Here is a 14,493-nt window from a genome sequence, read left to right on the forward strand (position 1 = left end):
TTAATTTTATTTTAAAACGCTAATCATTCCATAAATGGCAGCAATAACCGTAGCTAAAAACATTCCTGCAGCAAGAATTACGATAATGACTTTTCCAACTTTACTTTTAGTAGGATTATACGTTTTAATTTCTTTTTCTACGACAGTTAAATTAGGTTTCTTTTGATTGTTTGGCATTTTCTCACCTCTTATTTATCATTTCACTTCACTTATTATAAACTATAAACCTATAAAAATAAAGTTTTTTTTAAAAGAAACTTCATTAATTTTTGATTTTCCAAGTGAGTGGATTAAACTCATCAAATTGTTCTAAATAATTTATGACTTGACTTGTCGTTTCTGTAGGGGTAGATGCTCCACTTGACACGCTTATTATCATATCATTCTTTAGTAGCTTATGATAAATATCATGAGCGGTTTCAATTAAAATAGTTTTTGTATTTGTAATGGTTTCACTTACTCTTGCAAGATTTTTGGAATTATTACTCCGTAAATCTCCTACAATAAAACATAAATCAACATTTTTGTTCGTTTCTACTATGGCTTCTTGTCTAATCCTAGTAGAATCACAGATTTCTTCAGAAATAAAAGCAAAAGGAAATTTGTCAATTAATTTTTGTTTGATTTCTTCGAAATCGAATACACTCAATGTTGTTTGATTTGTCACAAAAATCAATTTCGAGTCGAGTTGAAGCAAATCTATATCTTCTGTTTTTTCAATTGAAATAATCGAAGAGTCAATTCCTAAAACCCCGACTGTTTCAGGATGATGTTTTTTACCAATGTACAAAATTTGATAATTTTTCGCTAAATATTGTCGAATTAAATCATGAGTTTTATATACATCTTTGCAAGTGGCGTCTACTAAGGTTAGGCCTTTAGACTTGATTTCTTTCAATACATCTTCAGAAGTTCCATGAGCGGTTATAATGATTGTCCCTGTTTGAACTTGTTTCAATAAATCTAATTTTGAACGATTTGGCTCATCAAGAGTTATAACTCCTTTCGAAGTAAAATCATTGACTACTTGTTTGTTATGTACAATCATCCCAAGAATATATATAGGCCTTGGAAGATTAGGATTTTGAATTGCGTTATTTACTAAACTTATAGCTCTTACAACTCCTGGGCAAAACCCTCTTGGAGTAATTCGAATCACTTTCATCGTATCACACTCTTATCGTTTTACATTACACTACATCTATTATATAATATAGTTAGTGATTTATCAAAAGAAAGCACGGTGTTCCACATGAATTTTACAAAAAAAGAAATCGAAAACGCTTTAAAGCAACTGAATTTTACTTCTTTAACAGAAGTTCAAGAAAAAGTAATCCCCTTAATCTTTCAAAAACGAAATCTGATTGTGGAAGCAAAGACTGGATCTGGAAAAACCCATGCCTATTTACTTCCCATTTTTGATATGTTAGATGAATCGAATCACGAACTTCAAATCTTAATCAGTGCTCCTACAAGAGAACTTGCAAGGCAAATCTTTGACTTTGCGAAACAAATTGCCTCTTTTTTTAAAAATCCAATTGATATCCGATTATTTACAGGCGGAACCAATCGAGATGATGAGATTAAAAAACTTGAAAAATCTCAACCTCAAATCGCAATTGGAACTCCAGGAAAATTATTTGATTTAATTCGTAAGATGAATATTTTAAAAAGTCATACTGCTAAAACATTTATCGTTGATGAGGCTGATATGACGATGGATGAAGGCTTTTTAGACACTATGGATGGTATTGCATCCACCATGTCAAAAGACTTGCAAATGCTTGTTTTTTCAGCAACCATCCCCGAATCGATTCAACCGTTTTTAAAGAAGTATTTACAAAATCCTATTTCGATTCAAGTAAATCCTCAAGAAATATCTAGTTTAAACATTTCTCATTTTTTTATTAAGACAAAAGAACAAGATCGTTTTATTTTACTTGACAAAATTATTGATTCGATTCAGCCATATTTAGCAATTATCTTTTGTAATGAAAAAGAAAGTGCAGAAAAAGTATATTCTCATCTAGTTGAAAGAAAATTGAATGTTACTTTAATTCATGGAGATTTACAAGCTAGAAAAAGAAAACAATTGATGAGTCGGATCCATTCACTTGATTTTCAATATATCGTCGCAACCGATATCATAAGTCGTGGAATTGATATTGAAGGTATTTCGCATATCATCAATTATGAATTACCAAGAGACGTTGAATTTTACATCCATAGAAGCGGAAGAACTGGAAGAATGTTTTTAGATGGTATCGCAATCTCTTTGTACGAATTTAATGATAATACTTATATGGACAAATTAGAAAAAAAAGGATTAACATGCAAATACAAAGAAATTGTTAATCATCAATTTGTTGATGCTAAAATTAGAAACCAACGTCAAAAACGTTACAAACAACCTGGTAAAGTAGAATCAATTGCCCAACAATTGGTTAAAAAATCTTCTACAGTTAAACCAGGTTATAAGAAAAAATACCAAATGAAAGTGGATAAAGTTAAAAAAACTTTAAATCGCAAAGGAGTTAAATAATGCTGTTAATTGGTTCTCACGTATCCTTGGGTGGCTTGAAACAATTTCTAGGAAGCGTTGAAGAGGCTATTTCTTATGATGCAAATGCCCTTATGGTTTATACGGGCCCACCACAAAATACAATACGAAATTCATTAAGCAAAATGAAAATAACTGAAGCTAAAACATTGATGAAAGAACATTTAATAGATCCTAATCATGTAATTATACATGCCCCTTATATTGTGAACTTAGCTAATCCATCAAAGGAAAAAAGACAATTTTCTATCGATTTTTTGACAGAAGAAGTCAAAAGAACTGCAGCGATGGGTTCGAAGATTATCGTTTTACATCCAGGTGCACACTTAAACCAAGGTGTTGAAATAGGAATTAAGCTTATCAGTGAAGGCATTAATCAAATCATTGAAAACACTTTTGATTTAAATGTAGTGATTGCACTAGAAGGAATGGCTGGTAAAGGTACTGAAATCGGAAGAAATTTTTGGGAATTAGCTTCTTTGATTCAAACAATACATTCTAAAAATCGTGTTGGAATTTGCCTTGATACATGCCATTTAAATGATGCAGGATATGATATCTTACATCATTTTGATGAAGTGATGATGGAATTTGACCAAATTGTAGGAAAAAGCTATTTAAAAGTCTTTCATATAAATGATAGTAAAAATGAAAGAGATACTCATAAAGATCGACATGAAAATATTGGTTTTGGAACCATTGGATTTGATGCTTTAAATTACATTGTAAATCATCCATCACTAGAACATATTATTAAAATATTAGAAACACCTTATGTTCGGTCATTTCTGTTAGATAACAAATCATATCCTCCTTATAAGCATGAAATTATGATGCTTAAAACTCAAACATTCAATGACTCACTTATATCTGATGTAATAAAAGAATATGAATATGAGGTAAACAAATGAGTTTAAATATTGTGCTATATTCCCCTGAAATCCCACAAAATACGGGTAATATCATGCGTACGTGCGCAGGAACCAATACTCGCCTTCATATTATTGAACCAATTGGATTTAAATTAGATCCTAAATATTTAAAACGAAGTGGTGTAAACTATTTAGATAATGTCACCTATCTTGTTTATAAAGATTGGAACGATTTTAAAACTCAAAACCAAGGAATCTATGTTTTTTCTACAAGATATGGGAAAAAATCGCCTGATCAATTTGATTTTTCCAAAGAAGACGAAGATTATTATTTGATTTTCGGAAGAGAATCGACAGGAATTCCAAAAGAAATATTACGATCTAATTTAGAAAATTGCCTTCGACTACCAATGAACGACAAGATTCGCAGTTTAAATCTATCAAATGTTGTGTGTACAATTTTGTATGAAGCGTTACGTCAAAGAAAATATGATAATTTGTTTCAAGAAGAACCAATTTCTTTAAAAGGCCCAGATTGGTTGGAAAAATAATAAAGACAAAACAAATGTCTTATAAATATATTTTATATATTAACGAATGGTTTGTTTGCAAAACAAACCATTCGTTTTTGTTAAATAAGAATAAGACTTAATATTTTGCTTGTTTCAGAAAAAAATCTGTTATAATAATAAGTAAGTTATTCATAAAGGAATGATATTTATGAAATTATCAGTCGGTAGCAAAGTCATGCTTCAAAGTTACAAACACGATCATTCTCTCCATCGAATTTGGGAAAAAGCAACTATATTAACTGAAAATGATGAATTTATCGTTGTCGCAAATAAAAGAACAAAAGTAATTGAATCAAACGGAAGGTTTTGGTATACCAAAGAACCTTCCGTTTCGTATTTTTTTAAAGATCATTGGTACAACGTCATTGGAATTATTAAGCCTACAGGGATATCGTATTATTGTAATTTAAGTTCTCCAATTTTGTATGATGAAGAAGCTTTAAAATATATTGATTATGATCTTGATGTTCGAGTTTTAGCTGATGGTTCTTTAACTGTCCTTGACCGAAACGAGTACAAGAAACATCAATGTTTGATGCAATACCCTAAAACGATATGTGAAATTTTAGAAGCAGAACTAGATGATTTAAAAAATCGAATTCACACACACAAAGAACCGTTTTTACCTGAATACATTTCACAGTGGTATAAAAATTTTTTAGAGATGAAGGAGCAATAAACATGTTAAAAGATCCACGCTTAGAAAAACTCGCAAGTACTTTAGTAAACTATTCCGTTCAAATGCAAGAAAACGAAACCGTTATGATTTATTCTTCTATTAAAGCAAAACCTTTAATTCTGGCTTTATTGAAAGAAATTAGATCCAAAAAAGGAAATCCAATTGTCGAACTTTCAGATGATGAAATTTCAAGAGAACTATTATTTTCAAGCACTGAAAAATCTTTTGATAGAAGTTACAGATGGTTGGATCATAAATTAGATGATATCGATTGTATTATCCATATCATCGCAACAGAATCTGATTATACATCACAAGATGTACCTATGGAAATTAAATTAAATTATTCAAAAAAAATGAATCCTTTGACTCCAAAACGTTTAGGAAAAAAATGGGTTTTACTAAATTATCCAACTGAAGGCGCAAGCCATAAAGCAAAAATGAGTTTTGAAAAATATTTTGATTTTATCATCGATGTTTCAAGTGTCGATTATTCGAAAATGAATGAAGCCTTTATTCCATTAAAAGAATTGATGGAGAAAACGGATAAAGTAAGAATTGTTGGAAAAAATACTGATTTATCTTTTTCAATAAAAGGAATGACAGCTATTCCTTGTGCAGGAAACTATAACATTCCTGACGGAGAGATTTTTACTGCTCCAGTTAAAAATTCTGTGAATGGAACCATAGCATATAATGCTCCCTCTCCTCAAAGAGGTTCTGTATTTACAAACGTAAAATTAACCTTTGAAAACGGAAAAATTATCCACGCAACTGCAGATCAAGAACTAGAATTATTGGAATCTATTTTTAATACTGATGAAGGCGCAAGATATGTAGGAGAATTTGCAATTGGCGTTAATCCTTTGGTAACAAAACCGATGGGAGATATATTGTTTGATGAGAAGATTGCAGGATCCATTCACTTTACTCCTGGAAGATGCTATGAAGAAGCCCCAAATGGAAATGATTCTGCAATTCATTGGGATTTAGTCATGCTTCAAACTGAAGAGTATGGCGGTGGTGAAATCTATTTTGATGATCGATTAATTCGCAAAAATGGAAGATTTGTTATTTCGGAACTTCAAGGGTTAAATCCTGAAAATTTAATATAAGAATTGTTTTTACAAAGAAGAGAGATTAGTTTTGCGATTAATCTCTTTTTATGTTATAATTATCAACAAGGAAGTGGTGCAAATGGAACTCATTTACAAAATTAAAAAACCGGAAACAATTACTAGATTTATGCATGAAAATAATATTCCTTTAAAGTTAGTTCAAATAGAAAATGGAATTTCTCAAATCATGATTAATCATGATTTAAAAACTAAAAATGATACAATTAAAAAAGGCGATACTTTACGGATTATGATTTTGGATGAACAAATTGACAAAACCATTGTAAAACAAAACATTCCTTTGAATATTTTATATGAAGATGAATATGTTTTGATTGTAAATAAACCAGCAGATATGCAAATTATGGTTTCAAAAGCACATCCTGAAGGAACTTTAGCAAATGGAATCAATTACTATTATGAAAAGAATAAAATTAATAGCAAAATATATCTAGTAAATCGTTTAGACAAAGAAACATCTGGACTGGTTATGATAGCTAAAAATCGATTTATTAAATTTTTATTTAGTGAAAAAACAGATTCGACTATTAACCGTGAATATTATGCTATTTTAGATGGCATCTTAGATGCAAAGAAAAATTGTATCGATTTACCTATAAATCGGGTTGATGGCTCAATAAAAAGAGAAGTAGTTTTAAACGGTGAAGATTGTGTAACAAATTACCAAGTTATTAAAGAATTTAAAGGGTATTCGCTCGTAAAAGTTTTAATTGAAACAGGAAAAACTCATCAAATCCGAGTTCATTTTTCTCATTTTAGTTATCCAATCGTTGGAGATGATTTGTACAATCAAAAACGTTATCAAGTAGAACAAATGCTTTTATTTAGTTATAAAATATCTTTCCATCATCCTATCAAAGATCAATTAGTTGAAGTAGAACTTGATTTACCTGAAAGTTTTACCCATTTCATGAAAAAAAACGGAGCATAATTCAATGATTAAAAAAACATTTGTGTTCTTTACGTTGATACTGTTTTTATTGCTAGTAGGATGTAATTTTAATACTATTTCAGATACGAAAATTACAGGTGATTCAACTACATCTACCACCTCAAGCACTATTACAACTGAAACCGCCGATGCTTTAGCCTACAGTCAATTATTTGACAATACAATCTATAAAAAATTTGTTATCACATTTTCACGTGATAACTTTCTTAAATTAATCGATGATATGGAAAATTATAACGATCTATATGGTAGTTATAGAGACAATACTATTCAAGAAGTTGATCTTTACTATGAAGATGGATATGGAAATCAAGAAACGTATTATGAAGTTGGTTTTCGAACCAAAGGAAATATTTTTTCTCGTGTTTTACCAGTTATAAAAGATGAATTTGGTGAGATTATTGGCTACCAACAAGTATCCTTTCAATTGGAATTTGATGCAACGTTTGATTATCTTGAAAATTCTACTGAGTGGAAAGCATTACAAGACCGGGAAGTTTTTGATTTAGAACAATTAAATTTTAAACGAATTAATCCACAAGATTCTGGTGTTGTAACCGAACTTGTAGCTTATGACTTATATAAAAGTGCAGGAATTATTACTTCTAACACTTCACTTGGAGTCGTATATTTTCAAATTGAAGATGAATTAATTGCATATGGCCTTTATTTAATTCAAGAACCAATTGATTCTGAATTAATTAAACGTACTTTTGATACAAATCAAGATGGAACCATTGGTGATTTATATAAATGCGTTTGGCAAGGTGCTCAACCTGCTACTTTGAAAACAAACTATTTACAAGACAGTTTGGGAGTTTCAGATTATAATGATGGATACCGAAAAAGTTATCAATTAAAGACAAATAAGGAAACCTCTAATTTTAGCTCTTTTACAACATTTGTAACTAAACTAAATGATACATCTGCAGAGAATTATCAAAACATCTTAGAATCTAGTTTAGATATTGATTCTTTATTAAAAGCCTTTGCAATTGGATTTTTAATTGGAAGTCCCGATGACTATAGAAGTGATGCCAATAATTATTATTTGTATTTTTATGAGGGAAAAGCTGTATATATTCCGTTTGACATGGACCAATCTTTAGGTTATGGCTGGGATCCATACGGTAATCACGGACTTGATTTAGATGTTTTGAATTATCCTTATGCACAAAGTTACTTAGGAGATATCAATGATTTACCACTTTCTACCAATATTTTAAGTTTTGAAACATATCGAAATCAATACTTAAACTATTTACTAGAATATGCCAACCAAGAAACTGGAATCTTTCAGTCTTCGTTTTATGAAGCGGAATTTTTAATGGCGAAAAGTCTTTATGAAGTTGAATTATTAAATCAAAATCATTTAGGAGTTTCTTACTTTTCTACTACAGAAAGATGGATGTCTGTCAGCGACTATTATCAACAAAAAAGTAGTTATGCCATTGAAAGAGCAAACTTTTATTTAAATCCTTAGGAGTGATAACGTATGAGTTTTCTAACCCTTAAAAGAATACTTTTAATGTTTTTACTTATAACTTCCATTTTTGGTATAACATATTACCAACTGATTCATGCAAATCAAGATATTACTTCAATATCCGATTTAACAGTGAATCGAAAACAAAAAACGGACTATAAAAATCTATTTGATAATGGAAACTTTAAATCCATTACAATTGAATTTTCAGAAATTATTTTTCAAGAATTATTATCCTCTATGCAAGATTACTTTGATCAATATGGAACTTATCAAGATAATTCAATGCATAAAATAACCATGAAATATTCCGATGGTTTAGGCAATTCCTTTACTGTAAACGAGGTTGGATTTAGAACCAAAAGTAATACTTCTAGAAATTTACCTTTAACTTATGATTGGATGGAAAGAAAAAATTATCATCAAACATCCTTTCAACTTCAATTTGATGCAACATTTGACTATGACAATCATTCAAATGAATACGCTGTTTTAAACTCAAGAGAAGTTTTTAATGTTGACCAATTAAATTTTGAATATTGCAAATCTTTTGATAGTCAATACGATGAAGCAATGATTTCGGAAGCTTTTGCCTATTATTTATATGAACAGGCAGGAGTAACGGTTTCGAACGCCAGTTATGGACTTGTTTATTTTCAAATAGGAGAAGAATTAATTCCTTTTGGTTTTTATACCATTATTGAACCCATAGATCAAGAATTTATAAAAAAGAATTTTGATGGGAATTTAATAGGTGAATATGGCGATTTATATAAAGCAACTGATGTAATGGAACCTGCTACTTTAGATTTAAATTTTGATGGATTAATTGGAATCGATGAAAACGAAGACAATGTTCGTTTTACTTACTCTTTAAAAAACAATTCTTTAGATGGAACAAGAAAAATCTTTAACGACCTTACAAATTTTATTGAAGGAATCAACAATTTTTCTTATTATGAAAATCATTTTACTTCTTTACTTGACGTTGATATGTTTATCAGAACACTAGCTATGGGATTTTTAATTGGAAATACTGATGATTACAGATATAACTATAATAATTTTTATCTATATTTTGATGTGTATACCAATCAAGTATCTTTTATCCCTTTTGATCTTGATAGTTCACTTGGGTTTGGAAAACATCAAGATTTATCTGGAAATTATGGAGTTTATTACGACTTATATTCCGCAACAGATGAAACCGCAATTCTAATTAATAATTTGTTAGCTATCCCTGTTTATAATCAACTTTATCTTCAATATTTAGAAGAGTTTATTCAAGATGTGTTTCGTTATGATATCTTTTACCTTGAATTTCTTGATGCAAAAGAATTATACGAATCCATTTTAGTTTCAGAAAATCATCTTGGAAACCAAGTGTTTCATGAACGAAATGCATCATGGTACTTTACGACAAAAGCAGAATACTCTTTAAATTTAATCGAGAATTACCACAGTTCATAGAGTATTCCTTTACTAAAACGTTTTCATTACCATGATTGAAAAAAAACAAACTTATTGTATTGACAAATCGATTTAATCCTTTATAATTGGGGACAAGCAAAAAAACTTCATATTAGTTTAGAGGTAGCGTTGTAAATGAGTAAGTTGTGGTGCCGGTAGGTGATGAAGCAATTGAAAGGTAATCAACGCCGAATGAAAAAGTAGACATATTTTTTCATGGGGTTATAGGAAACACCTATAACACTCCTATCTTCATTTAGAAAGATAGAGGCGCTATAACCAAACAAATAGTTTCTAATTATTTGATTTGAAGCGTCTGATATGACGCTTCTTTTTTTTGTTAAAAAATCAGATAGAGGAGAAATTAGAATGAAAAGAGCAATGATGATTTTATTAATTATTTTAAGTTTTACAGTATTGGTAGGATGTCAAAATGCAAGTGGTATTCAAGTGGATCAAGATAACTACAACTACATTCTTGATCAACAAGAAATTGTTGTTGGTTTAGAATGTCAATATGCCCCGTTTAATTGGACTGTAGAAGAGAGCAACGCGTCTGTGATTGCTGTTCAAATCGATGGATCACAAAATTATTGTGATGGTTATGATGTGCAAGTTGCATTAGCAATTGCAAGTGAATTAAATGTAAATTTAGTATTAAAAGCCATCGAATGGGATGGATTAATTGCATCTCTTGCCGATTCTGGTCAAATCGATCTAATTATAGCTGGTATGAGTCCAACTTCCGATAGAGCTCAAACAGTAAGTTTTACCAATGAATATTACCATTCTACTCATGTGGTTGTTTTAAGAAGTGATTCCATCTATAACACTGCTACATCAATAGACGATTTTGAAGACGCAACGATTGTTGGTCAATTATCAACAATCTATGATAGTTTAATTGATCAAATGACAAATGCAGTTCATGAGAATCCATTAACCGATGTTCCAACCATCATTACCGCAATCAAAACAGGAACCATTGATGCAACGATTCTAGAGTTACCTGTAGCTATCGCTGTTTGTGAGGCGAATTCTGATCTGATGTATATTGAATTTACATCAGATAATGGATTTGATGTTAGTTATGAAGATAGTGCAGTTGCCATTGCATTAAGACAAGGTGATGTACTTCTTTTAGAACGAATTAATGAAATTCTCGCGTCGATTTCTATAGAACAGAGAGAAGTTTGGATGATAGCAGCTATTGATAGACAACCTTAAATCATGTAAAATTCAAAAGAGAGAACTATCTCTCTTTTGTTCTTCAAGGAGAAGATATTTGTGAAAAAATATGTACCATTATTTAAAAAATTACTTGTATTTATAACAGTGTTTACAATGCTGAATTTAGTGCTACCTGACAGTTTTTCGCTTTTTGCAAAAGAGGAAACACTGTCTTCTTTTCAATTGATAGGTAATTCATCGGATGTTTTAGATGATGCAAGCGAAAATCTTGTGATATATAGCTCTTTTTATTATCAGAATGTTACTTCTGCAAAATTATCTCAAATATCTACTGACTTTTTACTTCCTTCAAAATATGGAGATGTTTTAATTGAGTGGCAAATAAATACCAGTAGAATTCTCATTTGTGACGAAACATCTTCGATTATAATTCAAACCATTACAGGTCCTACAGAAATCGATGTTTATTATGCCTCTATCGTTTCATTTCCTACTGTTTTTCAAGGAAATGAAACGTTTGAACTTCAAGCCATTTTATCTTACGATGGTTTAGAAATTACAAAAACTTATATTGGAGGAATCTCTCCTGTTATTCCCGATGATTTTTGGGGAGGAGTAGTCTTTACATTTGTTAGGTATCTATCCTTGTTTTTAGAAGGTGTCCTCACAACGCTTGGGTTATCTTTAATTGGAACGATTATTGGCTTTGTTTTTGCATTGTTTTTAGTATTTATGCGAACTCAAACGCCTCATTCTAGGGACTCAAAAATGACAATAGTTGGTAAAAAAGTAGTTAATAGATTTAGTAAGATATACATTACAATTTTCAGAGGAACACCTATGATTGTTCAAGCATCCTTTTTTTGGTATGGATTAGGTTTGTTTGGAAACGCAATGGTTTGCGGATTATTCGTGGTATCCATTAACACAGCAGCTTACATTGCAGAAATTTTAAGAGGTGGAATTACTTCCGTCGATTTGGGCCAAATTGAAGCGGCTAGAAGTTTAGGCTTTACAAACATACAAACCATGCGGTATATTGTATTTCCACAAGCAATTAAAAATTCCATGCCAGCAATTGGAAATGAATTCGTAATTAATATTAAAGATACATCCGTTTTATCCGTTATTGGTATTTTTGAGTTGTTTAATCAAACGAGGCGAATTGCAGGAATGCATTACCGACAGCTAGAGGCCTATTTTGTTGTGGCATTAATCTATTTATTTCTAACTTACTTTGTTACAAAAATACTGCAAACCATAGAAAAAAAATTGGATATGCCAATCAAAGAATTGACAAGTTCCAATTAAGAGGTGAATATGAATAAAATTATAGAGATAAAAAACTTAGAAAAATCCTTTGGAACCAATAATGTTTTAAAAGGAATTAACCTAACCATTAATGAAGGCGAAGTTGTTTGTATTATTGGATCAAGTGGTTCTGGAAAATCGACATTGTTAAGATGCATTAATTTACTTGAAGAACCAAATCTAGGTGAAATTTGGTTTGAAAACACAAATTTACTTGAGAATTCTGTAGATATCAATCTGTTAAGAACAAAAATAGGAATGGTTTTTCAATCGTTTAATTTATTTCAAAATCTTAATGTGATAGAAAATGTAATGATTTCTTTAATAAAAGTAATGAAAAAAAATAAAATTCAAGCGTTCGATAAAGCAATGATCTATTTAGAACAAGTCGGTATGAAAGATTTTGCCTATCAAAATCCAAAATCTCTTTCAGGAGGACAAAAACAAAGAGTAGCCATTGCAAGAGCATTAGCGATGAATCCGAAAATTATGCTTTTTGATGAGCCAACATCTGCTTTAGATCCTGAAATGGTAGGAGAAGTATTAGAGGTTATGAAAGACTTAGCTATAAAAGGAATGACAATGATTGTTGTTACACATGAAATGGGATTTGCAAAAGATGTCGCAAGTCAAGTAATCTTCATGGATCAAGGGATTGTTTTAGAAGAAAATACACCAGATATTATCTTTTCAAATCCGAAAGAAGATAGAACCAAAGAATTTTTAAAAAGAGTCCTTTAATTTTTTTAAATTAAAGGTATCCTTCCAAAAAAAAAGCAAGCTCGAAAGCTTGCATTTTTTTTAGATTGTAGTTACGATATTAACGATTTGATCTCTTACTTCAGGGAAGAAGCTAAAGATTACTACGAAAGCTAATAAAATAAAATAGATTAAAGCAAGCAATTTTTTACCTGTTACAAATTCAAGTCCAGCTAATCCACAAACAACAAATATTGCGTATGTTTTCACTGTTTCAAGAATTCCTAAAATTGATCCATCGACATTGAAATTAAAAATAGTGTTCGCAAATAAGAATGCATAAAGTGCAATCGTTAAGAACCCAAATAATTGACCTAAAACATTATAAACTTTTTTCATTGTACCCTCCTGTTAAATTTTAAACTATATTCATTATAAAAGAAGATTTTTATTTTGACAAGAGGAAAAACGATTATTTTATTTTTGAATGTACGCAAGTAGTAGTTTAAGGGTGTTTTCAACTGCAGATTGGTGTGTTCTTTCCATACCATGAGATGCATGCACTCCAGGTCCAATTAAACCGCCCTTTATGTCTTGACCGCCTCTTAGTGCTGCGGATACATCACTTCCGTAAAACGGATAGATATCCGTAGCATATTGAAGGTTTCCTTTTTTTGCAAGGGATACAAGATCTGATGTGATTTGATAATCATAAGGACCAGAAGAATCTTTACAACAAATCGAAACCATTTCTTCTGTACAAGAAAGGTCATCTCCAATGCACCCCATATCAACAGCGATAAGTTCATCTAGTAAGGGAAGATTCGATGCACCATGTCCGACTTCTTCATAAGTAGAAATGATAATTTTAATGGTAGGGTTGAGCTTGAGATGATTGCTCTTAATATATTTAAGCAATCCAAATAAAATAGCAACACTCATTTTATCATCTAAAAATCGACTTTTTATAAAACCAGAATCCGTAATGGTTGTTTTTGGATCAAAAAAGATATAATCTCCTGCTTGAATTCCAAGTTTTAATACATCTTCTTTCGTATGAACAACTTCGTCAATTCGTACAATCATTGTTTCAGGAGTTCTATCTTTTGATGAAGCATCTTTGTAAACGTGAACAGAAGGAGAAGTCGACAAGAATGTTCCTGTGTATTCTAAATGATCTCTTGTGTGAACTGTGCAGTACTCTCCATCTAAAGTCGGCCAAATTGGTCCACCAATGGTTGTGAATTTAAGATTTCCATCACTTGTAATACTCTTGACCATGGCTCCTAGCGTATCAACGTGTCCCGAAAGTCCAAGCATATAATTTGTTTTACCAGGAATCGTAATGATGGCATTTCCTTTTTTAGATTTTTCGATATAAAATCCTAATGTGATAGCTTCTTGTTCAATTCGAGAGATAACTGTTTGACAGTATCCACTAGGAGAAGGTATTTCAAGAATTTCTTTTGCAAAATTTAAGATATAATTTATTGTTTCTTTCATTTTATCACCCTAAAATATTATACCATATCTTTAGAAATGATAAAATTGATATTTGCTTT

Annotated in this window: 15 protein-coding genes; 11 read left to right on the forward strand and 4 right to left on the reverse strand. The window is 30.6% G+C overall.

Going from position 1 to position 14,493, the window contains the following annotated elements:
* Positions 1 to 6: 6 nt before the first annotated feature.
* Both KJ971_00125 and ispH read right to left on the reverse strand, forming a co-directional pair.
* On the reverse strand, positions 7 to 177 hold the full coding sequence (locus KJ971_00125; GenBank protein MBU1144248.1) for a hypothetical protein: 171 nt from the start codon (positions 175 to 177) through the stop codon (positions 7 to 9).
* An 85-nt stretch (positions 178 to 262) separates the two neighbouring features.
* Positions 263 to 1,165, reverse strand: coding sequence for a 4-hydroxy-3-methylbut-2-enyl diphosphate reductase (gene ispH / locus KJ971_00130; protein MBU1144249.1), 903 nt, complete (start codon positions 1,163 to 1,165; stop codon positions 263 to 265).
* Between the two features lie 87 nt (positions 1,166 to 1,252).
* On the opposite strand from ispH, the gene KJ971_00135 reads away from it, so the two are divergent.
* From KJ971_00135 to KJ971_00185, 11 genes are all read left to right on the forward strand, one after another.
* A complete protein-coding gene (locus KJ971_00135) occupies positions 1,253 to 2,542 on the forward strand; it encodes a DEAD/DEAH box helicase (GenBank protein MBU1144250.1) in 1,290 nt (429 codons plus the stop codon).
* 2 nt (positions 2,543 to 2,544) lie between these two features.
* Complete coding sequence (locus KJ971_00140; protein ID MBU1144251.1) at positions 2,545 to 3,471, forward strand: deoxyribonuclease IV; 927 nt, start codon at positions 2,545 to 2,547, stop codon at positions 3,469 to 3,471.
* Entirely contained in the window at positions 3,468 to 3,983 is a 516-nt protein-coding gene (locus KJ971_00145; GenBank protein ID MBU1144252.1) for a tRNA (cytidine(34)-2'-O)-methyltransferase, read from the forward strand. Before KJ971_00140 ends, KJ971_00145 begins: the two co-directional genes overlap by 4 nt.
* A gap of 169 nt (positions 3,984 to 4,152) precedes the next feature.
* A complete protein-coding gene (locus KJ971_00150; GenBank protein ID MBU1144253.1) occupies positions 4,153 to 4,683 on the forward strand; it encodes a DUF402 domain-containing protein in 531 nt (176 codons plus the stop codon).
* A gap of 2 nt (positions 4,684 to 4,685) precedes the next feature.
* Positions 4,686 to 5,798, forward strand: coding sequence for an aminopeptidase (locus KJ971_00155; protein ID MBU1144254.1), 1,113 nt, complete (start codon positions 4,686 to 4,688; stop codon positions 5,796 to 5,798).
* Between the two features lie 82 nt (positions 5,799 to 5,880).
* Complete coding sequence (locus KJ971_00160) at positions 5,881 to 6,753, forward strand: RluA family pseudouridine synthase (protein ID MBU1144255.1); 873 nt, start codon at positions 5,881 to 5,883, stop codon at positions 6,751 to 6,753.
* A 4-nt stretch (positions 6,754 to 6,757) separates the two neighbouring features.
* The gene (locus tag KJ971_00165) at positions 6,758 to 8,257 is read left to right on the forward strand and encodes a CotH kinase family protein (GenBank protein ID MBU1144256.1); all 1,500 of its coding nucleotides are present in this window, start codon (positions 6,758 to 6,760) and stop codon (positions 8,255 to 8,257) included.
* Between the two features lie 12 nt (positions 8,258 to 8,269).
* The gene (locus tag KJ971_00170) at positions 8,270 to 9,730 is read left to right on the forward strand and encodes a CotH kinase family protein (GenBank protein ID MBU1144257.1); all 1,461 of its coding nucleotides are present in this window, start codon (positions 8,270 to 8,272) and stop codon (positions 9,728 to 9,730) included.
* Positions 9,731 to 10,099: 369 nt separating this feature from the next.
* Positions 10,100 to 10,957, forward strand: a complete 858-nt coding sequence (locus tag KJ971_00175) for a transporter substrate-binding domain-containing protein (protein ID MBU1144258.1) — start codon at positions 10,100 to 10,102, stop codon at positions 10,955 to 10,957.
* A gap of 60 nt (positions 10,958 to 11,017) precedes the next feature.
* Entirely contained in the window at positions 11,018 to 12,232 is a 1,215-nt protein-coding gene (locus KJ971_00180; protein ID MBU1144259.1) for an amino acid ABC transporter permease, read from the forward strand.
* Positions 12,233 to 12,250: 18 nt separating this feature from the next.
* Positions 12,251 to 12,973: an amino acid ABC transporter ATP-binding protein gene (locus KJ971_00185; GenBank protein ID MBU1144260.1), complete on the forward strand. Its 723-nt coding sequence runs from the start codon at positions 12,251 to 12,253 to the stop codon at positions 12,971 to 12,973.
* 60 nt (positions 12,974 to 13,033) lie between these two features.
* On the opposite strand, the gene KJ971_00190 is transcribed toward KJ971_00185, so the two are convergent.
* Positions 13,034 to 13,330, reverse strand: a complete 297-nt coding sequence (locus KJ971_00190) for a hypothetical protein (protein MBU1144261.1) — start codon at positions 13,328 to 13,330, stop codon at positions 13,034 to 13,036.
* A gap of 78 nt (positions 13,331 to 13,408) precedes the next feature.
* Positions 13,409 to 14,434, reverse strand: coding sequence for a M42 family metallopeptidase (locus KJ971_00195; GenBank protein ID MBU1144262.1), 1,026 nt, complete (start codon positions 14,432 to 14,434; stop codon positions 13,409 to 13,411).
* Between the last annotated feature and the right edge of the window lie 59 nt (positions 14,435 to 14,493).

The organism is Bacillota bacterium (assembly GCA_018818595.1).
GTDB lineage: Bacteria > Bacillota_I > Bacilli_A > Izemoplasmatales > Hujiaoplasmataceae > JAHIRM01.

Excerpts from the sequence above, each read along its gene's own strand:
- KJ971_00160 (MBU1144255.1), top strand. The coding sequence starts at position 5,881 with ATGGAACTCATTTACAAAATTAAAAAACCGGAAACAATTACTAGATTT.
- KJ971_00155 (MBU1144254.1), top strand. The coding sequence starts at position 4,686 with ATGTTAAAAGATCCACGCTTAGAAAAACTCGCAAGTACTTTAGTAAAC.
- KJ971_00150 (MBU1144253.1), top strand. The coding sequence starts at position 4,153 with ATGAAATTATCAGTCGGTAGCAAAGTCATGCTTCAAAGTTACAAACAC.
- KJ971_00135 (MBU1144250.1), top strand. The coding sequence starts at position 1,253 with ATGAATTTTACAAAAAAAGAAATCGAAAACGCTTTAAAGCAACTGAAT.
- KJ971_00195 (MBU1144262.1), bottom strand. The coding sequence starts at position 14,434 with ATGAAAGAAACAATAAATTATATCTTAAATTTTGCAAAAGAAATTCTT.
- KJ971_00165 (MBU1144256.1), top strand. The coding sequence starts at position 6,758 with ATGATTAAAAAAACATTTGTGTTCTTTACGTTGATACTGTTTTTATTG.
- KJ971_00125 (MBU1144248.1), bottom strand. The coding sequence starts at position 177 with ATGCCAAACAATCAAAAGAAACCTAATTTAACTGTCGTAGAAAAAGAA.
- ispH (MBU1144249.1), bottom strand. The coding sequence starts at position 1,165 with ATGAAAGTGATTCGAATTACTCCAAGAGGGTTTTGCCCAGGAGTTGTA.
- KJ971_00170 (MBU1144257.1), top strand. The coding sequence starts at position 8,270 with ATGAGTTTTCTAACCCTTAAAAGAATACTTTTAATGTTTTTACTTATA.
- KJ971_00145 (MBU1144252.1), top strand. The coding sequence starts at position 3,468 with ATGAGTTTAAATATTGTGCTATATTCCCCTGAAATCCCACAAAATACG.
- KJ971_00190 (MBU1144261.1), bottom strand. The coding sequence starts at position 13,330 with ATGAAAAAAGTTTATAATGTTTTAGGTCAATTATTTGGGTTCTTAACG.
- KJ971_00175 (MBU1144258.1), top strand. The coding sequence starts at position 10,100 with ATGAAAAGAGCAATGATGATTTTATTAATTATTTTAAGTTTTACAGTA.